The 16,132-nt window shown below is 70.7% G+C and carries 15 protein-coding genes and 1 pseudogene; 8 read left to right on the top strand and 8 right to left on the bottom strand.

Going from position 1 to position 16,132, the window contains the following annotated elements; all coding sequences use genetic code 11:
* Nucleotides 1-144: 144 nt before the first annotated feature.
* The 3 genes and pseudogenes from JGS39_RS25170 to JGS39_RS41705 all read left to right on the top strand — a co-directional run.
* Nucleotides 145-645 (top strand): annotated as a pseudogene (locus tag JGS39_RS25170) (substrate-binding domain-containing protein); the annotation flags it as partial.
* Nucleotides 646-840: 195 nt separating this feature from the next.
* Complete coding sequence (locus JGS39_RS25165; protein WP_219571728.1) at nucleotides 841-1,236, top strand: PPOX class F420-dependent oxidoreductase; 396 nt, start codon at nucleotides 841-843, stop codon at nucleotides 1,234-1,236.
* A 141-nt stretch (nucleotides 1,237-1,377) separates the two neighbouring features.
* Nucleotides 1,378-6,153 carry a CHAT domain-containing protein gene (locus JGS39_RS41705; RefSeq protein ID WP_219571727.1) on the top strand — a complete coding sequence of 1,592 codons (4,776 nt, stop codon included), beginning with the start codon at nucleotides 1,378-1,380 and terminating at the stop codon, nucleotides 6,151-6,153.
* Between the two features lie 10 nt (nucleotides 6,154-6,163).
* Here the strand turns inward: JGS39_RS41705 and JGS39_RS25155 are convergent, their stop codons facing one another.
* From JGS39_RS25155 to JGS39_RS25145, 3 genes are all read right to left on the bottom strand, one after another.
* Entirely contained in the window at nucleotides 6,164-6,346 is a 183-nt protein-coding gene (locus tag JGS39_RS25155) for a hypothetical protein (protein WP_219571726.1), read from the bottom strand.
* The gene (locus tag JGS39_RS25150) at nucleotides 6,318-6,992 is read right to left on the bottom strand and encodes a DUF6338 family protein (RefSeq protein ID WP_219571725.1); all 675 of its coding nucleotides are present in this window, start codon (nucleotides 6,990-6,992) and stop codon (nucleotides 6,318-6,320) included. The genes JGS39_RS25155 and JGS39_RS25150 overlap by 29 nt, the downstream gene beginning before the upstream one ends.
* A 132-nt stretch (nucleotides 6,993-7,124) precedes the next feature.
* The gene (locus tag JGS39_RS25145; RefSeq protein ID WP_219571724.1) at nucleotides 7,125-8,126 is read right to left on the bottom strand and encodes an SdiA-regulated/phytase-like domain-containing protein; all 1,002 of its coding nucleotides are present in this window, start codon (nucleotides 8,124-8,126) and stop codon (nucleotides 7,125-7,127) included.
* A 58-nt stretch (nucleotides 8,127-8,184) separates the two neighbouring features.
* On the opposite strand from JGS39_RS25145, the gene JGS39_RS25140 reads away from it, so the two are divergent.
* Nucleotides 8,185-8,940 carry a GDSL-type esterase/lipase family protein gene (locus JGS39_RS25140; protein ID WP_219571723.1) on the top strand — a complete coding sequence of 252 codons (756 nt, stop codon included), beginning with the start codon at nucleotides 8,185-8,187 and terminating at the stop codon, nucleotides 8,938-8,940.
* Here the strand turns inward: JGS39_RS25140 and JGS39_RS25135 are convergent.
* The 4 genes from JGS39_RS25135 to JGS39_RS25120 form a co-directional block, all read right to left on the bottom strand.
* On the bottom strand, nucleotides 8,876-9,469 hold the full coding sequence (locus JGS39_RS25135) for a helix-turn-helix domain-containing protein (RefSeq protein ID WP_219571738.1): 594 nt from the start codon (nucleotides 9,467-9,469) through the stop codon (nucleotides 8,876-8,878). The genes JGS39_RS25140 and JGS39_RS25135 overlap by 65 nt on opposite strands.
* 68 nt (nucleotides 9,470-9,537) lie before the next feature.
* Nucleotides 9,538-10,209 carry a TetR/AcrR family transcriptional regulator gene (locus JGS39_RS25130; RefSeq protein WP_219571722.1) on the bottom strand — a complete coding sequence of 224 codons (672 nt, stop codon included), beginning with the start codon at nucleotides 10,207-10,209 and terminating at the stop codon, nucleotides 9,538-9,540.
* Between the two features lie 97 nt (nucleotides 10,210-10,306).
* Nucleotides 10,307-11,317: a hypothetical protein gene (locus JGS39_RS25125; RefSeq protein ID WP_219571721.1), complete on the bottom strand. Its 1,011-nt coding sequence runs from the start codon at nucleotides 11,315-11,317 to the stop codon at nucleotides 10,307-10,309.
* 112 nt (nucleotides 11,318-11,429) lie between these two features.
* Entirely contained in the window at nucleotides 11,430-11,855 is a 426-nt protein-coding gene (locus JGS39_RS25120) for a hypothetical protein (protein WP_236063682.1), read from the bottom strand.
* Nucleotides 11,856-11,972: 117 nt separating this feature from the next.
* Between JGS39_RS25120 and JGS39_RS25115 the strand changes: the two genes are divergently transcribed.
* From JGS39_RS25115 to JGS39_RS25100, 4 genes are all read left to right on the top strand, one after another.
* Entirely contained in the window at nucleotides 11,973-12,749 is a 777-nt protein-coding gene (locus JGS39_RS25115; protein WP_219571735.1) for a helix-turn-helix domain-containing protein, read from the top strand.
* Nucleotides 12,746-12,925: a DUF397 domain-containing protein gene (locus tag JGS39_RS25110; protein WP_219571720.1), complete on the top strand. Its 180-nt coding sequence runs from the start codon at nucleotides 12,746-12,748 to the stop codon at nucleotides 12,923-12,925. Before JGS39_RS25115 ends, JGS39_RS25110 begins: the two co-directional genes overlap by 4 nt.
* 4 nt (nucleotides 12,926-12,929) lie before the next feature.
* The gene (locus JGS39_RS25105) at nucleotides 12,930-13,550 is read left to right on the top strand and encodes a hypothetical protein (RefSeq protein ID WP_219571719.1); all 621 of its coding nucleotides are present in this window, start codon (nucleotides 12,930-12,932) and stop codon (nucleotides 13,548-13,550) included.
* 272 nt (nucleotides 13,551-13,822) lie between these two features.
* On the top strand, nucleotides 13,823-14,410 hold the full coding sequence (locus tag JGS39_RS25100) for a hypothetical protein (RefSeq protein WP_219571718.1): 588 nt from the start codon (nucleotides 13,823-13,825) through the stop codon (nucleotides 14,408-14,410).
* Nucleotides 14,411-14,552: 142 nt separating this feature from the next.
* On the opposite strand, the gene JGS39_RS25095 is transcribed toward JGS39_RS25100, so the two are convergent.
* Entirely contained in the window at nucleotides 14,553-15,944 is a 1,392-nt protein-coding gene (locus JGS39_RS25095; protein WP_236065807.1) for an FG-GAP-like repeat-containing protein, read from the bottom strand.
* Between the last annotated feature and the right edge of the window lie 188 nt (nucleotides 15,945-16,132).

The raw sequence follows: 16,132 nt of genomic DNA, 5'->3' as shown, positions 1-16,132 counted from the left end.
TGTCCACGCAGGGCCGCGCCACCCGCCACGGCGCAGAACGTCATGAGGCGTCCGCCCCGGCCGCCCCAGCCGCTCCGGCCGCCCCTGCCGCCCCTGCCGCCCGCACGATGATCTTGCCCTGATTCTCGCCCCGCATCATCCCCAGTCGAACCGGAGGTGCGTGTCGTCCGCGAGCTGGGCGCGGGCACTGCCGGCGAGGTCGCCGAGGGGCGCGCGGACGTGGGTATCGCAACGATGGGCGCCGCCTCGCCCGTGCCCGCCGGGCTCATCGGCGGCGTACTCGTCGAGGAGCCGTACTCGCTGGTGCATCCGGTCGGACACCCCGCCCCACGCTCCCTGCCGCTGGTGGACTGGCACGAGAACTGCGGCTCCTACACCCGCCAGTGGTGGGCCGGGCAGGACTGGATTCCCAAGGCGACCGTGCTGACCGAGGGCGACGGAGCAGTGCTCTCACTGGTGAGCAGAGGTCTCGGAATGGCGATCATGCCCGCGCTCTCGCTGAACGAAGCACCGGACACCGTCGAGATCACCGATCTCGGACCCGAGCGCCCCACCCGTTCCGTCGGCTACGTCACCACCCCGGAGCTGGCCTCCAGCGTCTCCGTCCGCGCCCTGATCCGCGAGCTCAGAGCGGCCCGTCAGTGAAGCCGGGCCCGGATGTGAGCGGACCGCGAGCGGGCACACGCCGGCTTCGCCACTCTCCAGCGGCACAACGCAGCCCCGCGGAGCCGCTCAGCGCTCCATGACGGCGGCGAGAGCTGCACGAGAACACGGCCGAAACGCCCGTTCCGCACCGCCCGCGCAGATGACACGACGCCGGGGCGGCGGACCATGGAAGGTATGGAGACGATCCCTGAGCTGCGGCCGTTCGTGAAGCAGTACGCCGTGCTGCTCAGCACGCGGCGGCAGGACGGCACGCACGCGGACACCCCCGTCAACATCGCGGTAGAGGGCGACCACGCCTTCATCCGTACGTTCTCCTCGGCGTGGAAGGTGGAGCGGATGCGCAACCACCCCGTCGTGATGGTCGGCCCCTGCACCCTGCGCGGCCGGCCGACGGGGCCGCAGATCACGGCGCACGCCCGCCTCCTCCAGGCCGGGTCGAAGGAGAACACGCACGCCGCCCGGATGATGTCGCGCAAGCACCCGATCGTGCAGGGCGTCCTCGTCCCGGTCGCACACAAGATCAAGCGCGACCGGACTCTGCACTACGAGATCCGGCCACTCGACGCCTGACCACGGGACCTGCGGACTTGCTCAAGTCGCCTCAGCAATAGGTAGGTTGATCCTGTTGCCGGCCGACGGGGGAGCGATGGCACAGCAGGGGCGCACCGTGGATACGGCACCGGCCACAGCCGTCCGGCGCCGGCTCACCAGGTGAGCGCCGAGAACGCCGCCCGCCGCATACTCCAGCAGGCCGAGCGCGCGGACACCGAGCAGAGCGCCCTGGAATGGTTCCTCGGGGCGGAGGCCGAAGCGGCGGCGGCCGAGGTGCACGAGGGCCCCGTCCTGCCCGACGGGAGCCTGTGGGGGCTCGGGGCCCTGGCCCTGGCTCACGCCGACTGGTTCCGCTACCTCGCGGGGAACGAGACCGACCCCGGAGCGCTCGGCGCCGCGCTGCTCCGGTTCGTCGCGGTGCACGAGCAGGACCCGGACCAGGTGCCGCACGGGATACGCCCGCTGTTCGCCACTCTGTCCGGCGCACCGGACGCCGCCGCGACCGAGCCCGGCTTCGCGTACCACGCCGCCCTCGGGATGACGCTGATGTTCCAGCAGACCCGCCACTCCGGCGTCCTGTACCTGGCCGAGACCCTGCTGCGCCACGCCGCCACCGCCTTCGGCGAAGGAAGCCTCGAACAGGGCGTCTGCCTGTCGGACCTGGGACTCGTCCTCTTCTACGGGTTCCAGGAGGGCGCCGGACACCAGGCACTCACCGACGCCGTCACCGCCTGCCGCGCCGCCGTGGTCTGCGCCCCCGGGGTCCGCGACGAACAGGCCCGCAGGCACGGGAATCTGGGGCACACCCTGCGGAACTGGGCCGCGGCGAACGAGGACCGGGACGCGATGCGGGAGGCGGTCGCCGAACTGCGCAAGGCCATGGAACTCAGCACGTGGAACAACCCCAACCGCGCCCAGCACAGCGCCACCCTCGGTTCCGCCCTGTGCAGCGCCGCCCTGCACCTGGCCGATCCCACGCTGCGCTCCGAGGGCATCACGCTCCTGCGCGACACCCTCGCGGAGCCGGACGCCGCGCTGAACAGCCGGTCCGGGTTCCTCTCCGATCTCGGCGTCGCCCTCATCCAGGGCGCCCTGACCGAGGGCGACGCCGTGCCGTACGAGGAGGGCATCGCCGCATGCCGCGAGTCGGCCGACACGGCCCCCAACCCCGTCGAGCGCACCCTGGCTCTCGCCAACCTCAGCCTCCTGCTGGCCGGTCACGCCTCGCGCACCCATGATCCGGTCATCCTGCAGGACGCGCACGAGGCCGCCCGCGACGCCCTCGCCGGCGCACCGGCCGGGCATCCGCTGCGCGCCCAGGCACACCTGGCCCTCTCCCAGGTGCTGAACGCGCGGCACTCGGCGACGGGCAGTCCGGAATACCTGGAGGAAGCCATTGCCCACTCCCGCCGGGGGACTGAGTGCGTACCGGCGGACGACTTCGCCCGACGGGTGCTCCACGCCACCAATTTCGCCGACCTGCTGCTCAAGCGTGGCGTCCGGCACGCATGGACCCCCACGGGACCCGGGAGTCCCACGGAACTCCGCGCCCCGATCACCCTGCTGCGGACCCTGGCCGATGAGCTCGCGCCCTCATCGGCCGGGCGCGCCCGCGTCCTGCTGGCACTCTGGCACTGCCTGAAGACCGCGGAGGACGCCGACGGTGTCGACGGGCTCATCGACCGCTTCCGCCAGTGCCTCGCCCTGCCCTCCCCCGCCGACGCCTTCGAGCCCGCCGTGCGCTTCGGACTGGGGGCGGCGCTGGCCCACCGTGCCGGTGCGGACGACGTCGCCTGGCGGGAGGGCGCCGAGGAGATGCGCCGGGCGCTCGACCTGTTCCCGTCCCATGACCGGGTGTACTGGAACTGCCATGCGGAGTATGCCGACATCCTCATCGCCCGGGGCGACGCGACGAGCGACGTCGACCTGTACGAGGAAGCCCTGCTCCTGCTGCGCGAGAAGGCGGAAGACGCTCCGCTCTCCCGCTCCGAACGCTCCCTGTACCGGTCCAACCTCGCCATCGCCCAGGTGAAGGTCGCCGTATTCACCGGCCGGCCGGAACTCTTCACCGAAGCGGTGGCCACCCACAGGGAAGCCCTCGCCACGTCGGCGCCGGAAGACTTCCTCCACGTCCAGCAGTGCATGAGCCTCGGTGAAGCCCTGCTGGCTCTCGCCGAGTTCCGCTCGGACTCCGAAGCGCTGCGGGAGGGCATCGAGGTGCTGCGCGCAGCCGTGGCCGCCTCCGACGAGGACACCCACGGCGGGGCCACCTGCCGCACGGTTCTCGGCGAGGCCCTGCGCACCCTCGCCCGTCTCGCCTCCGACCCCGCCCCGCTCGAGGAGTCCGTCCGATGGCACCGGGAGGCGCTCGTGATGGTGGCGGGTCCCCCCGCACCCGTGGCGTTGCTCGGCCTCGCGAACAGCCTGGGGGCCCTCTACCGCTACACCCGCGACATACGGCACAGCGGCGAAGCCATCCATCACTTCCGCGCCGCCCTGGCCGCCCTGCGGCCCGCGACGGCCGACCTCCGGGGCTCCATCCTCACCAGCTTGGGCTACACCCAATGGAGCCAGGCCCGCCACACCGGCGACGAACTCCTCATGGACACGGCCGTCGACACGCTGCGCGCGGCCGTGTCCCACGCCCCCCGGGCGCGCCTCAGCATGGCACTCACCAACCTCGGCAGCGCGCTCATGGACCGCAGCCGGCGCACCGGGAACCGCGCCTGGATGGCCGAAGCGGTGACGGTGCTGCGCCGCGCGGTGAATGACGGCCTGCCGTCGGCCATGGACCGCCCCTTGCACCTGAACAACCTTGCCGAGGGCCTGCGTTACTGGGACGCGCTCATCGGCGACACGTCCGCCACCGACGAGGCGGTCGAGCTCCTGCGTGCGGCGATGGCGGTGGAGCTCGGCGACCATGAGGGCTCCGAGGGGGCCGTGACCAACTTGGCGTCCCTGTTGGTCGACCGGGCCCAGGCGAACGAGGATCCCCAAATGCTCGATGAGGCCCGGCGCCTCCTCGAAGAGGCGGTGAGCCGGCTGGGCACGGAGCACCCGTCACGCTCCTTCGTCCTGCAGCAACTCTGCATGGCCTGGCGCTTGACCGCTCAGGTGGCCGAGGACCCCTCAGGGGCGACAGCCCGGCAGGCACGGACCCGGGCGGCCGCTGCCGCCCGGGAGTCCCTCGCCTGCACGTCCGAAAGCGACCCGGATCACGCCCTGTCCCAACTCATGCTGGCCGTGGTGCAGCTGGAACGTCACGAGCAGGGCGAGCAGGTGGACCTGGCGGAGGTGGTCCGCCTCGCCCGCGACTGCGCAGGCAATCCCGCCGCTCACAGCACGTCCCGGCTCCAGGCCGCCCACGTGTGGGGACTGGCCTCCGGACGGGCGGGTGACCGCCCGGAGGCCCTGGAAGGGTACGCGTACGCCGTCGGCCTGCTGCCCGGCATCGCACCCCGCAGCCTCGCCCGCATCGACCAGGAAGCCCGGCTGAGCGGCAGCGACGGCCTGGCGAGTGACGCTGCCGCGCTGGCGCTCGACGCGGGAGACCCGGACCGCGCCCTCGCACTCCTCGAACAGGGGCGGGGCGTGCTGCTGGGCCAGGGGCTGGAGAACCGGACCGACGTGTCGCGACTGCGTGACGTCGACCCCGCCCGTGCGGCCGAGTTCGAGCGGATCCGCGCCGAGTTGAGCGCGCCGCCCCCGCTTTCTCCGGCCAAGGACGGCCTCGACGCGTCGGTGCTCGCCGAGACCCGGCACGCCCTGGCCCGACGTTGGAGCGAACTCCTCTCCGAGGTACGGGAGTTGCCCGGGCTGGCCAACTTCCTGCGCCCGCCCTCCGTACCGGAACTGGTCGCAGCCGCCGCCGAAGGTCCCGTCGTGGTCGTCAACGTCAGCGTCTACCGCTGCGACGCCCTGGTCGTGACGGCCGACGCCGGGGTCGCCGTGGTCCCGCTGCCCGGCCTCACTCTGGACGCCGTCGTGACGCGGGCGGCGGAGTTCATCGACGGCGTGGAGACGGCGTACGGCGGGAACGGAGTCGACGAGGCCGTCGCCATGATGCGCACCCTGTCCGGAACCCTCGGCTGGCTCTGGGACACGATCGCCGCACCGGTCCTCGGCCACCTCGGCCTGGATGCCGAACCGGCGGCCGGGACCCCCTGGCCCCGGCTGTGGTGGTGCCCGACCGGCTGGCTGTCCTTCCTGCCGCTGCACGCGGCCGGGCGCGGCACGCCGGACTCCGGCACCTGGGTCATGGACCGCGCCGTCTCCTCGTACACACCGACCCTGCGCGCTCTGGTCAGGGCCCGCGCCGGTCTCGTCACAGGCACCCCCGCCCTGCCCTCACCGCTGGTCGTGGCCCTCCCGGACACGCCGGGGGCGGCGCCCCTGCCCGGCGTCGCACGGGAGGCGGAACTACTCTCGGAACTGTTCCCCGGGGCACGGCTGATGACCGGGCCCGACGCCACGGTGGAAGCGGTCGGCGGGGCGCTCGACGCACACCCCTGGGTCCACTTCAGCTGCCACGGCGTCAGCGAACTGCTCAACCCGTCAGAGAGCGGGCTCATCCTGTACGACGGCCGGCTCACCGTGTCCGATGTCGCCACCCGGCGCCCCGTCACCCCGCAACTCGCCATGCTGTCCGCCTGCTCCGCGTCCCAGGGCGGCATCGAGCTGTCCGACGAGGCGGTCCAGCTGGCCTCGTCCTTCCAACTGGCCGGGTACCCGCATGTGATCGGGACCCTGTGGCCGATCGCCGACAAGCTGGCGACGCACCTCACCGAGGCGTTCTACACCGCGCTGGCCGAGGACATCGCCCGGGGCCGCCCCATCGATCCGGCAGCCGCCCTGCACCACCCGGTCAGGGCCTTGCGCGACCGCTACGCGCAGGCCCCGCACCTGTGGGCGGCGCACATCCACACGGGCCCGTGAAACGGGCCGCTCAGGGCGCCTCCGGCTCCCCGGCCTCCCCCATCGCCGTACCGGAAGGCCCCTGCGGCACCTCGTCCGGCTCGGCCATGCCGTCGGTGGGCCGATAGGTCCTGCGGAAGGAGAACTCCGGCACCAGGGCCGCGAGTGCGGCGTCCTCACCCTCGTCACTGCCCGTCTCCGGGTCGTTCGCCATCGGCTCTCCTCTCCGGCCGCTCCCGCGCAGGCGGCAGCAGCACCTCCAGCACCTCTATGTCGCTCGCCCGCACGTACACACCCGCGGTCCCGGGCACCTTCCCGAGGAAACTGCCGTCGGGACCCACCCGGTACTGGGCCTGCAGATACAGGTCACCGCTCTGCGGATACGCCGATACGGCCGACCTCGAACCCAGCCAACCACCCACCCACAGCCCGCTCTTGAGGCGTACGCGGACGAAACAGGACCCTCGCCCCCGGAACAGCGCGTCCCAGGCCGTCGGCGTCGGCTCGTACCGCGCCCGCGCGTGCCGCCGCCGCCACACCGCCTCGGCCCAGGCCAGCGCGGACGGCACGGCGACGATCAGGAGCAGCGCGGCAAGCCCGGCCCCCCGCGGATCCCGCAGCACCCCGGCGAACGGCCCGTCCCCGTCACCGGCCAGCAGCCGCACCAGCCACGGCCCCGCGGCCACCGCGTACACCGCATCCAGCAGGGCCCCTGCGGCGATGGCCCGCACGAGGCGGTTCTGCGGCTCCTGCTCGGTGGCGAGGGGGCCGCGCAGCCGTTCCCGTACGGCTTGGTAGAAGACGCCGGGCAGCACGAGCACCAGCAGGATCGTCAGCTGCTGCACTGTCCCCGGAACCATCGTGGTGCCGCACCCCCGTGCTCTGCTCCGTACGTCGGCCGTGCGTCGGCCGTGCCCCTGCCGCCTCAGGATGACGCAGCGGGAAGCCCCGCGTCCCGGCCTGTGGAAAACCCGCCCGACCGGAAGGACGCGTCACCCCTGCCGGCGCCGCCTCCCCAGGAACAGCAGCAGCCCGATCCCGGCGAGCACGGCGATCCCGGTCAGCGTCGTGCCCTTCACCGGCACCCCGTCCCCGCCCGCGGTGCTGCCCGCCCCGGCGGACGACGGCGACGTGCCACCGGCCCGGGCGGGCCCGTCGCCCCCGCCGCTCTTCAGGTCCACCCGCACCACATCGCTCTGCTCGCCCTCGGAGCCGTACATCAGCGCCGAACCGTCCGCCGTGTACGTCACCGACTCCGACTGCCCGAGCAGCGGGGACTCGACCGGGTAGTCCTTGCCCAGCCGCCCGTTCGCGAAGGGGTAGCCGCGCGCGCTGAAGTACGAGCGCAGCACCAGCTCCTTGCCGTCCGGCGAGAACGCCCCGTCCGTCACCCACGGCACCTCGCCGACCCGCCGGAACACGTTGTCCCCGCCGGTCGTGAGCTTCGCGGGCCCTTCGTACAGCCCGCCGCCGTCCTCGTTCTTCGACGCGATGTACACCCGGCCCGTCTTCGGGTGGACCATCAGCGCCTCCGCGTTGCGCGCGCCGTCGGCGTACTTCACATCGAACTGGGTGGCCCTGACCACCTGGTCCCGGAGCTCCTTCGGCTCGGGGAAGCGGTAGATCCACACGTGGTCCCAGCTGCCGTTCAGGTTGTCGCCGATGTCACCGACGTACAGGTTCCCGTCGGGCCCCAGCGAGATCGCCTCCACGTCCCGGGGCGCGCCCACGCCCTTCATGGTGATCCTGGCGACGGTCTTCCCGGTGCGGGAGTCGACGGCGAAGACGTACGGCCCGTCGTCGCTGTCGTTGTGCGTCCAGTAGATCCCCGGGTGGGCGCGGCTGGCGGCCAGGCCACTGGACTCGGTGATCCGCGGGTCCTCGATCGTGAAGCTCCGGTCGGCATCCCCGCCGTCGGCCACGGCAGGGGCCGCCGCCGCGAGGGACAGCAGAGCGGTGGCGGCAGCGGAAACGGTCAGTCGGTACGAACGCATGGCACAAGTGTCCATCGTCACGTCGCAGGCCGGAGCCATGATCCGCCATGATGGCGCCATGCGTTTCATGTGTGTCGGCGATTCCATGACCATCGGACGCGCCGGGGACTTCACATGGCGCTACCGCATGTGGCAGCACCTCGAAGCGTCCTTCGACGGCCCGTACGCCCTCGTCGGCCCGCGCACCGAGCTGTACGACGCCGACACGGGCTCGCCCGCCTCGACCGCCTACGCCGTCCCCGGCTTCCCCGCCGACGCCCGCCGCCACCTGGCCGGCTGGGGCGAGGGCTGGCTGCACATGGCCCCGGTGATCGCGGGCACGGTCACCGAGCACCGGGCGGACGTCCTGCTCGTCTCGCTCGGCCTGATAGACCTCGGCTTCTACACGGACAGCGAGCAGACCGCGCTGAACGCCCGCGCCTTCCTCACCGCGGCCCGCACGGCGAACCCGCACATCAGATGCGTACTGCTCCCCGTCATACCGAACATCCGGGCGGAGTCCGACGCCCCCTTCGCCGCGGAGTGCGCCCGCTTCAACGAACTCCTCGCCAAGACGGTGGCCGACCTCGACACCGCGGCGTCCCCGCTCCTGCTGGCCTCGTACCCGTCCGGCTACGACATCCACACGGACACGTACGACGGTACGCACCCGGGCCCGTCGGGCGAACACAGACTCGCGGCCGCCTACGCCGACGCGATGCACCAGGCGTGGGGGCTGGGCGGGCCGTACCGCGCCGCGAGCGACCCCCTCATCCCTTCCCCGTCGGCTTCGCCCGTACGTGCATCCGCTCCCCCTGCGGTCCGAACAGGCTGAGGAACTCCACCGGCTCCGGCCCGGCCGCGCCCCACCAGTGCGGGGTGTGCGTGTCGAACTCCGCCACTTCCCCCGCCGTGAGCACCAGGTCGTGATCCCCCAGCACGAGCCGCAGCCGCCCCGAGAGCACGTACAGCCACTCGTACCCCTCGTGCACCCGCTGCTCGACCGGCCCCTCGGTACCCGTCGCACCGGGCATGACCTGCTTGTACGCGTTCACCCCGCTGAGGTGCCGGGTCAGCGGCACGAACGTCATGCCGTGCCGCTTGAACGGCCGGAAGGTGACCCGCGGGTCACCCGTCTCGGGAGCCCCGACGAGCTCGTCCAGTTGCACCCCGTACGCCTTCGCCAGCGGGAGCAGCAGCTCCAGGGTGGGCTTGCGGCCACCGGACTCCAGCCGGGACAGCGTGCTGAGCGAGATCCCGGTCGTCTCGCTCAGCTGCGCCAGCGTCGTCCCGCGCTCGGTGCGCAGTGCGCGCAGCCGCGGTCCGACGCCGGTCAGGACGGACGACAGCTCGTCGTCCCCCATCGTGCCGCCCTCTGTTCCAGCCTTGTCTTCTGCCATCCCTCCATTTGCCGACCCGGCAACCGGTGTTGTCAAACGGAGGAGTCTGCGGGCTCCGCGGGCCCGACCCCCGCCGGTCCGATCATGGCCATGGACAGCCGGGTGAACTCGCTGGTCAGCCACTCGGGCGGCACCTGGCGCGGGCGGCGGCCATGATGCGCGAGGAGCTCGTCGACGGACCGGGTCAGCACCTTCACCACCACGGCGAGGTTGTTGTCGACCCCGTGCCCGCGCAGCCTCGCGCGCTCGGCCTCCTGGGTCAGGAACTCCACCCACACCGACCGCCACATCGTGAGGTGCTCCTCCATCTCCCTGCTCACCCCGAGCACCTCGACGAACGCCACCCTCGCATCCCGCGGATCCTTCGTGACGGCCTTCACGTAGGCGTCGAAGAGCCGGTTGACCCGCTCCTCGGTCGGACAGGTCTCGATGCCCTCGGCGGACAGCTCCGTCTCGGACGCCCGCATGCCCCGCGTCGCCACCTCGTCGTACAGGTCGACGAGCAGCGCCTCGCGCGACTCGAACTCACGCTTGAACTCCCACACTTCCACGTGCGCGGCGGCGCACAGATCCTCGACACCGGTGTGGGCGTAGCCGTACATGGCGAACAAGGTCCGCCCGGCCTCCAGCAGTTGCCTGCGCACCCATGCAGGGTCCCGCGCCGCTCGCGCCCCGCTCCACAGCTCCATCACGGCATCCGTCATCGGTCCTCCTCGGTCCGCCGTCCAGGCCCCCCGGCCCACTGTCCTCGCTCCACCGCGCGCACGACACCACCGCCACACCACGAACAGCCGTACGCCCTCACTCGGCGGCGCCCGCTTCCGCCGCCAGGAGAGCGGCGACCCGCTCCCGCCAGGGCAGCGACTCGGGCTTCTTGTAGTCGTCGCCCAGGGGCGGCGGCTCCCACTTGACCGTGTGCGCCACCCAGGCGGCCTCCTGCCTGCACGGCCGGCACACGGTCTCCTCTCCCCTGGGCCGGAAGACGTGCTCAGCACCCTCCTGCTGCGCCTCGCACGCGATGGGCTCGCCAAGGGCGGGAGGGGCAGGAACAGGCGGCTCAGCGCGCCTCGGCTCCGGCATCAGCATCTCCAGCCGCTTCCACAGGAACCCGCGGGCGCTCCGGACCCCGTCTTCGGGCAGCCCTCTGCTGAGCGCCAGCCGCAGCTCCGCCGCGTCCGCCCCACGCCGCAACCACTCGGCGGCCGTCCCGGCCAGGCTGCGGGCCTCACGAGCGCCGAGACGCAGCTGGAGGTCGGTATGCCGGAGGGAGAGCAACACGCGCTCGGCCTGGATGACTTGCGGGTCCGTGGGCTCGGCCTCCGGCTCCACGGATTCATTCGCGATCTCGGGCACTTCGGTGGGTGGGTGGGAGGAGTTCTTCTCCCGTTCTTCACCTTCAGGTAGGTAACCACCGACGGACCGAGCCCTCGGTTGACCGACCGTCGGATAGTGGTCACTCGGTCCCACCTGCGGCGATTCAGCTCTTTTGTCATGGATGCGCCGAGCCTCGCGGTCCGTGAGCGGAACATTGGACATGAGCTGATCGGTCACCCACAGCCCGCCGTCGTCCTGGCGCCGCCACTCGTGGACGAACCCGAACTTCTTGAGCAGCCCCTTGGCCTTCTGGTAGGCACGCCCCTTCAGGCCGAGCCTCTTGGCGTGCTCGCCGAGGGGCTTACCGGCCCACTTCTCGGGGAGGCCCTGCACGTAGGCGATCAGGATCTTCGCGTCGCTGTTGAGCTCCGGATGACGGACGACGTCGTGCGACGCCTTCACGTAGCCGTAGGGCGGCGAGATAGCATGGCAAAGCATTCTCGGTGGACCTCACTTGTCCATCGCGGGGTGAAGGCCCTCGGCATACGGTGCTGGTAACACCGCCGGGGGCCGCCCCATGCGCGGAAGCGCACGGAGCGTAACAACGCGATCACCGTACAGCACGAATCTCGTCGTCGACCACCTTCCGCAACAGCTCGAACAGCAGTTCCGCGTCCACGAACGGGACTTGAGCGCTCGGCAGAGAACGCCAGTCCAGCGGGTACGTCAGCCCGTGCACGGCAGGCACCCCGACGAAGGCCGCTCCTTCCCGTACCAACGCCTCGGCCCCGACGGGCCATCGATAGGCGCGGGCACTCCCGGGCGGCAGCAGGAAGTACATGCTCCGCTCGCCGATGCTCGACCGGACGATGGGCCCCGCCCGGAAGTCCGTGAACTGCATGACCTCGTAAGCCACTTGCTCGCCCAGGACGCCGATGATCCGTACGGCGTCGAAGTGGATCCCGGCGTGACGGAGGGCGTGGCCGGTCGCGGGGATCCAGGAGGGCATCAGGTCCGGTGAATTTTTCGGTTCCATGCGGAAAGCTTCGGCGCGCGCACGTACCGTGACCAGGGACACAAGGCGTCTGTGCACTGTTGTGCACTTGGGGGTCGGGCTGTGCACACCAGTAATAACGGGGGCGGCAACGCCGAGATGTTCGGGGCGTTGTTGCGGCACTACCGCGAACGGGCCGGGCTCTCTCAGGAGGGGTTGGGGCAGAAGATCGGTTTCTCCAAGTCGCAGGTGGCGATGGTGGAGCGGGGGGACCGGCCGCCGAAGGGGGGCTTCACCCCACAGGCCGACGCCGCACTCGGTGCCGACGGTGCTCTGATCGCCGCAGGCGGGAAGTTGACGTCCAGCCGTGTGGCTTCCTGGTTCGGCCCGTTCGCCGAAGAGGAAGCGACAGCCAGGGCGCGATACGAGTACGAGTCCCACGTCGTGCCTGGACTGCTTCAGACCGAGGCACACGCACGCGCCCTGTTCAGAGGCGCCTGCCCGCCCCTTGATGATGACGAGATCGAGGGATTGGTCGCGGGCCGTCTCGCACGACAACACATGCTGACCCGCACACCGTTGCCGGACATCAGCTTCGTCCTGGAAGTCGGCGCGCTCAATCGACCCATCGGTGGACGAGACGTACACCGAGCGCAGCTCCACCACATTATTGAGGTCAGTCAGCTGCGCCACGTGCATATGCAGGTCATGTCACCACAGCGGGAGACACACGGGGGACTGAGTGGGTCCTTCGTCCTGCTGGAGACCGATGACCGACGGCGGCTGGCGTACCTGGAGGTCCACACCCGGAACTTCCTTGTCAGCGAACCAGACCATCTGGGAAGGCTGTTCGCCAGATATGGCATTGTGCGGACACAAGCTCTCAACCCAGAAGAGTCACGGAAACTGATCGAACAGACGGCAAAGGGCCTATGAACACTGACCTCCAGTGGTTCAAAAGCAGCCACAGCAGCGATGACGGCGGCAACTGCGTCGAGGTGGCCACCTCCCCTCGCGCCATCCACGTCCGCGACTCCAAGGACCTCGCCGTCCCCGCCCTCACCCTCTCCCCCGCCGCCTGGGCGGCCTTCCTCAAGCACACGGTGGTATAGCTCCATGACGACCTGGTTCGACGAACTGCCCGAGGTCCTGACCAGGGCCGACTTCGGCGCCCTGGTGGGGCGCCCGCCGCGCAGTATCGAGCTGATGGGATACCGGGGCCTGGTCGCCGATCCCGCTTTCCGCAGCCGCAACAAGCTCGTGTGGAACGAGGAGGCCGCGCTCGGCTGGTTCCGCTCGCTGCAAAACCACGCGGTGATCGTGCCGGGGAACGAACAGGCCCTGCTGGACCTCGCCGCGCACCGCGCGTACATCTGCCCGCTCGACAGCAAACACGTCGCCCTGGCCCGCCCCCGGATGCTCGTGATGTACGAACGGGGCGGCAGCGGCACGGTTTTCGGGGTCGACGCGGTGGAGACCATCAACCAGGAGATCGACGGAACCCGCAGCCCGAGCCCGCGGACGCGGCAGATCCTGCGTGACGGGGAGCCCCTGGACCGGGAACCGTTCCCGCGCCGATGGACCGTGTTCCACCTCCGCGAGGCCGGCACGATCGCCAGAATCACACCGGCAGTCCAGCAGGGCCGCTACCTACGCGTGGACGACGTCCTGGACGCGATGACGTCCGACCACCTCTCGGTCCCCACGCTCGACGAGGCTTTCCCTTCCCGGAAGTGAGCGCACGCCCCGGCGCCACGCACGCCGACCGCCTCGGCTCGACGCAGCGCTGGCCCCCGGTCTCGCGCGCCGAACAGCGGTACTGCCGTGCGCCTCACAAACCACAGCCGTCGTGACAGGTCCCTTCAGAATGCTCAAGTCCCGATTAAATCAGCGGCATTCCGTGATCGTCCCGCAATAGGCTGCGGTTGACCGGCCCTAGCCAACTGGGCGGGTCGGTGACCATGTGGCCCGCGGGTAAGGGGCCACTGAATTAAAGCGGGGGAAGTAACATGAGTAAGAGATTCCTGTCGACGGTCGTGGCCGCGGGCCTGGCCTCCGTCTCCTTCGTGGCGCTGGGCCCGGCGGGCTCGGCGAATGCGGCACCGCTCGTCTGCGAGCCCGGCTACAAGTCCGCGAAATGGACCAGCCTGAGCAACAGTTGGGTGATCACCCACGCGAAGCAGATCAACATCCCGAAGGACGGCACCGGCTCCTATACCAAGTCGGCGACCTACCGGCAGACGGTCACCTCCGGGCGCGAAGTGTCCGCAGGCGCCAGCTACTCGGCCAGCTGGGTCATCAGCAGCATGGACGCACATGTCTCCGGGACCCTTTCCAAGGCCGGGGAGAAGACCAAGGAGAAGAGCGAGTCGGTCACGTACAACTTCAACAAGCCGGGTGTCTACGTGGTGTTCAGCGGCGTCAAGAAGGCGTCCGGCTACTACACGGCCAAGACCTGCAACACCCGCGGCACCGGTTTCGGCAAGACGGGCTACGGCAAGGCCCGCAGCTGGAACGTCCAGGCCGAGGGTGCGGTGAAGTGCACCGAAGCGCCCAAGAAGGGCACCGCCAAGCGGGCGGCCAAGGCCTACTGCTGAGGTGACACCGTCCCGGCGGGCCTCGGCCTGGCGGGACGGTACGCCGTAAGGGCCGGACCGAGAGGTCCGGCCCTTTCACGTCGGACGCCTCGGGCCCGAGGAGGTGGGAGATCCTCCCGCGAGACCGCGCCCCGGCCCGTACTCAGCTCAACGCGTTGTATGCGTTCCAGCCGGCCCCGACCTTGGTCCGCGCCGCGTAAGGAACGGCGGCCTTACCCGTCCCCCCGTACAGCCACAACACACCCGAACCATCCCGGCCCAGCAGGTCCGCCCGGCCGTCGCCGGTCAGGTCTCCGGCCGAGACCAGGGAGTTGTACGCGCTCCAGCCCGCACCGACCTTGTACAGCCACAACACACCCGAACCGTCCCGGCCCAGCAGATCCGGCCGACCGTCACCCGACACATCTCCCGCCGAGACCAGGGAGTTGTACGTGTTCCAGCCCGCGCCGATGCTGGTCCGTGCCGCGAAGGGAGTGGAGGCACTCCCCGTCCCCCTGTACAGCCACAACACGCCCGAACGGTCCCGGACCACCAGGTCCGGCCTGCCGTCACCGGTCAGGTCCGGGCCGGGGCCGGGCGTGCGGGCGGGGATGACCCAGGCAGGGCGTCCCTCGCCCTGGACGTCGCCGTCCGTGAGTGCCGTGCCCGGGCCCCCGGCTGCGGTGGCGGAGTGGACCGTGAGCCGCATGTCCGTACCGCCGGCGAGGTAGGCCAGTTTGGTTCCGTCGGGCGACCACGACGGGTAGATGACTCCGCCGCCGTCTTCGGTGATCTGCTTCTCCTGGCCGCCCGCCAGGTCGCGCACGAACACCTGTGGCCCGCCCCCGCCCGACGCCTGACGGACGAAGGCGAGCTTGGTGCCGTCCGGCGAGTACGCGGGCTGGAGGCCCCAGGTGAGCAGGGTGGGCGTACCGCCCGTGCGCGGGTCGTAGACCATGATGCTGCTGCCGTGCAGGAAGGCCAGCGTGCCGTCGGGTGCCACCGAGGGCTGACCGTCGAAGACGTTCGGCTGGTCGGGCAGCACGTAGTCGAGACCGCTGCCGTCGAGGTTGACCTTCATCAGCCGGAGGCGGTCGTGACCCGGCATCGACTGGAAGCCGAGATAGAGCATGTCGCTGTTCGGGCCCCAGGTCAGCTGCGTCACCCACCCGTCCGGGTCCTGGACGTCCATGACGACCGGACGCGCTCCGCTGCCGTCGGGGTTGGCGACCCAGATGTCCCCGTAGCCGTCCTCGCTGATGAACGCCAGGTGCCGCCCGTCGGGCGAGTAGACCGGGCTTTCGTACGTGGCCTTCGGCAGTCCGTCGCCGGTGGGAACCAAGGTCCGGCGGTCGGTACCGTCGGCGTTCATCGACACCAGCGAACGCGTCAGCAGGCCGTCGACCGTCGTCGATTCCGGGTAGACGATGCGCTGCTTCGCCTCCGCCGCCTGCGCCGTGGGCCCGACCCCCACGAAATCTGCCCCTCCCAGCGCGAGCACAGCTGCCACGGTGCCCACACCCACGCACCGGCGCAGCACGAATCTTGCACTCATGATCCCCCCAGGATCGCCATGACGGCGGTCACCACGCGTTCCGCGGGCTCCGGCCGTATGAGAATCGCACCCTACTCGACAGGTCGGACAGTGTGTTCCCCTGTCAGGCATGCCTTTCACGTCTCCACGTCCGGCGCCCCGAGCGCGGGGTATATGCGTTCCGAAATGCCGATCTCTCCAGGCTATTT

It is taken from the genome of Streptomyces poriferorum (genome assembly GCF_019399235.1).
Lineage (GTDB): Bacteria > Actinomycetota > Actinomycetes > Streptomycetales > Streptomycetaceae > Streptomyces > Streptomyces poriferorum.
The sequence above is the reverse complement of the archived record's forward strand: the minus strand, read 5'-3'. Positions and strand labels throughout refer to the sequence as shown.

What these genes read in the sequence shown, in the direction of transcription:
- JGS39_RS25165 (WP_219571728.1), top strand. Translation starts at nt 841, where the DNA reads ATGGAGACGATCCCTGAGCTGCGGCCGTTCGTGAAGCAGTACGCCGTG.
- JGS39_RS25155 (WP_219571726.1), bottom strand. Translation starts at nt 6,346, where the DNA reads ATGGCGAACGACCCGGAGACGGGCAGTGACGAGGGTGAGGACGCCGCA.
- JGS39_RS25150 (WP_219571725.1), bottom strand. Translation starts at nt 6,992, where the DNA reads ATGGTTCCGGGGACAGTGCAGCAGCTGACGATCCTGCTGGTGCTCGTG.
- JGS39_RS25145 (WP_219571724.1), bottom strand. Translation starts at nt 8,126, where the DNA reads ATGCGTTCGTACCGACTGACCGTTTCCGCTGCCGCCACCGCTCTGCTG.
- JGS39_RS25140 (WP_219571723.1), top strand. Translation starts at nt 8,185, where the DNA reads ATGCGTTTCATGTGTGTCGGCGATTCCATGACCATCGGACGCGCCGGG.
- JGS39_RS25135 (WP_219571738.1), bottom strand. Translation starts at nt 9,469, where the DNA reads ATGGGGGACGACGAGCTGTCGTCCGTCCTGACCGGCGTCGGACCGCGG.
- JGS39_RS25130 (WP_219571722.1), bottom strand. Translation starts at nt 10,209, where the DNA reads ATGACGGATGCCGTGATGGAGCTGTGGAGCGGGGCGCGAGCGGCGCGG.
- JGS39_RS25125 (WP_219571721.1), bottom strand. Translation starts at nt 11,317, where the DNA reads ATGCTTTGCCATGCTATCTCGCCGCCCTACGGCTACGTGAAGGCGTCG.
- JGS39_RS25120 (WP_236063682.1), bottom strand. Translation starts at nt 11,855, where the DNA reads ATGGAACCGAAAAATTCACCGGACCTGATGCCCTCCTGGATCCCCGCG.
- JGS39_RS25115 (WP_219571735.1), top strand. Translation starts at nt 11,973, where the DNA reads ATGTTCGGGGCGTTGTTGCGGCACTACCGCGAACGGGCCGGGCTCTCT.
- JGS39_RS25110 (WP_219571720.1), top strand. Translation starts at nt 12,746, where the DNA reads ATGAACACTGACCTCCAGTGGTTCAAAAGCAGCCACAGCAGCGATGAC.
- JGS39_RS25105 (WP_219571719.1), top strand. Translation starts at nt 12,930, where the DNA reads ATGACGACCTGGTTCGACGAACTGCCCGAGGTCCTGACCAGGGCCGAC.
- JGS39_RS25100 (WP_219571718.1), top strand. Translation starts at nt 13,823, where the DNA reads ATGAGTAAGAGATTCCTGTCGACGGTCGTGGCCGCGGGCCTGGCCTCC.
- JGS39_RS25095 (WP_236065807.1), bottom strand. Translation starts at nt 15,944, where the DNA reads ATGAGTGCAAGATTCGTGCTGCGCCGGTGCGTGGGTGTGGGCACCGTG.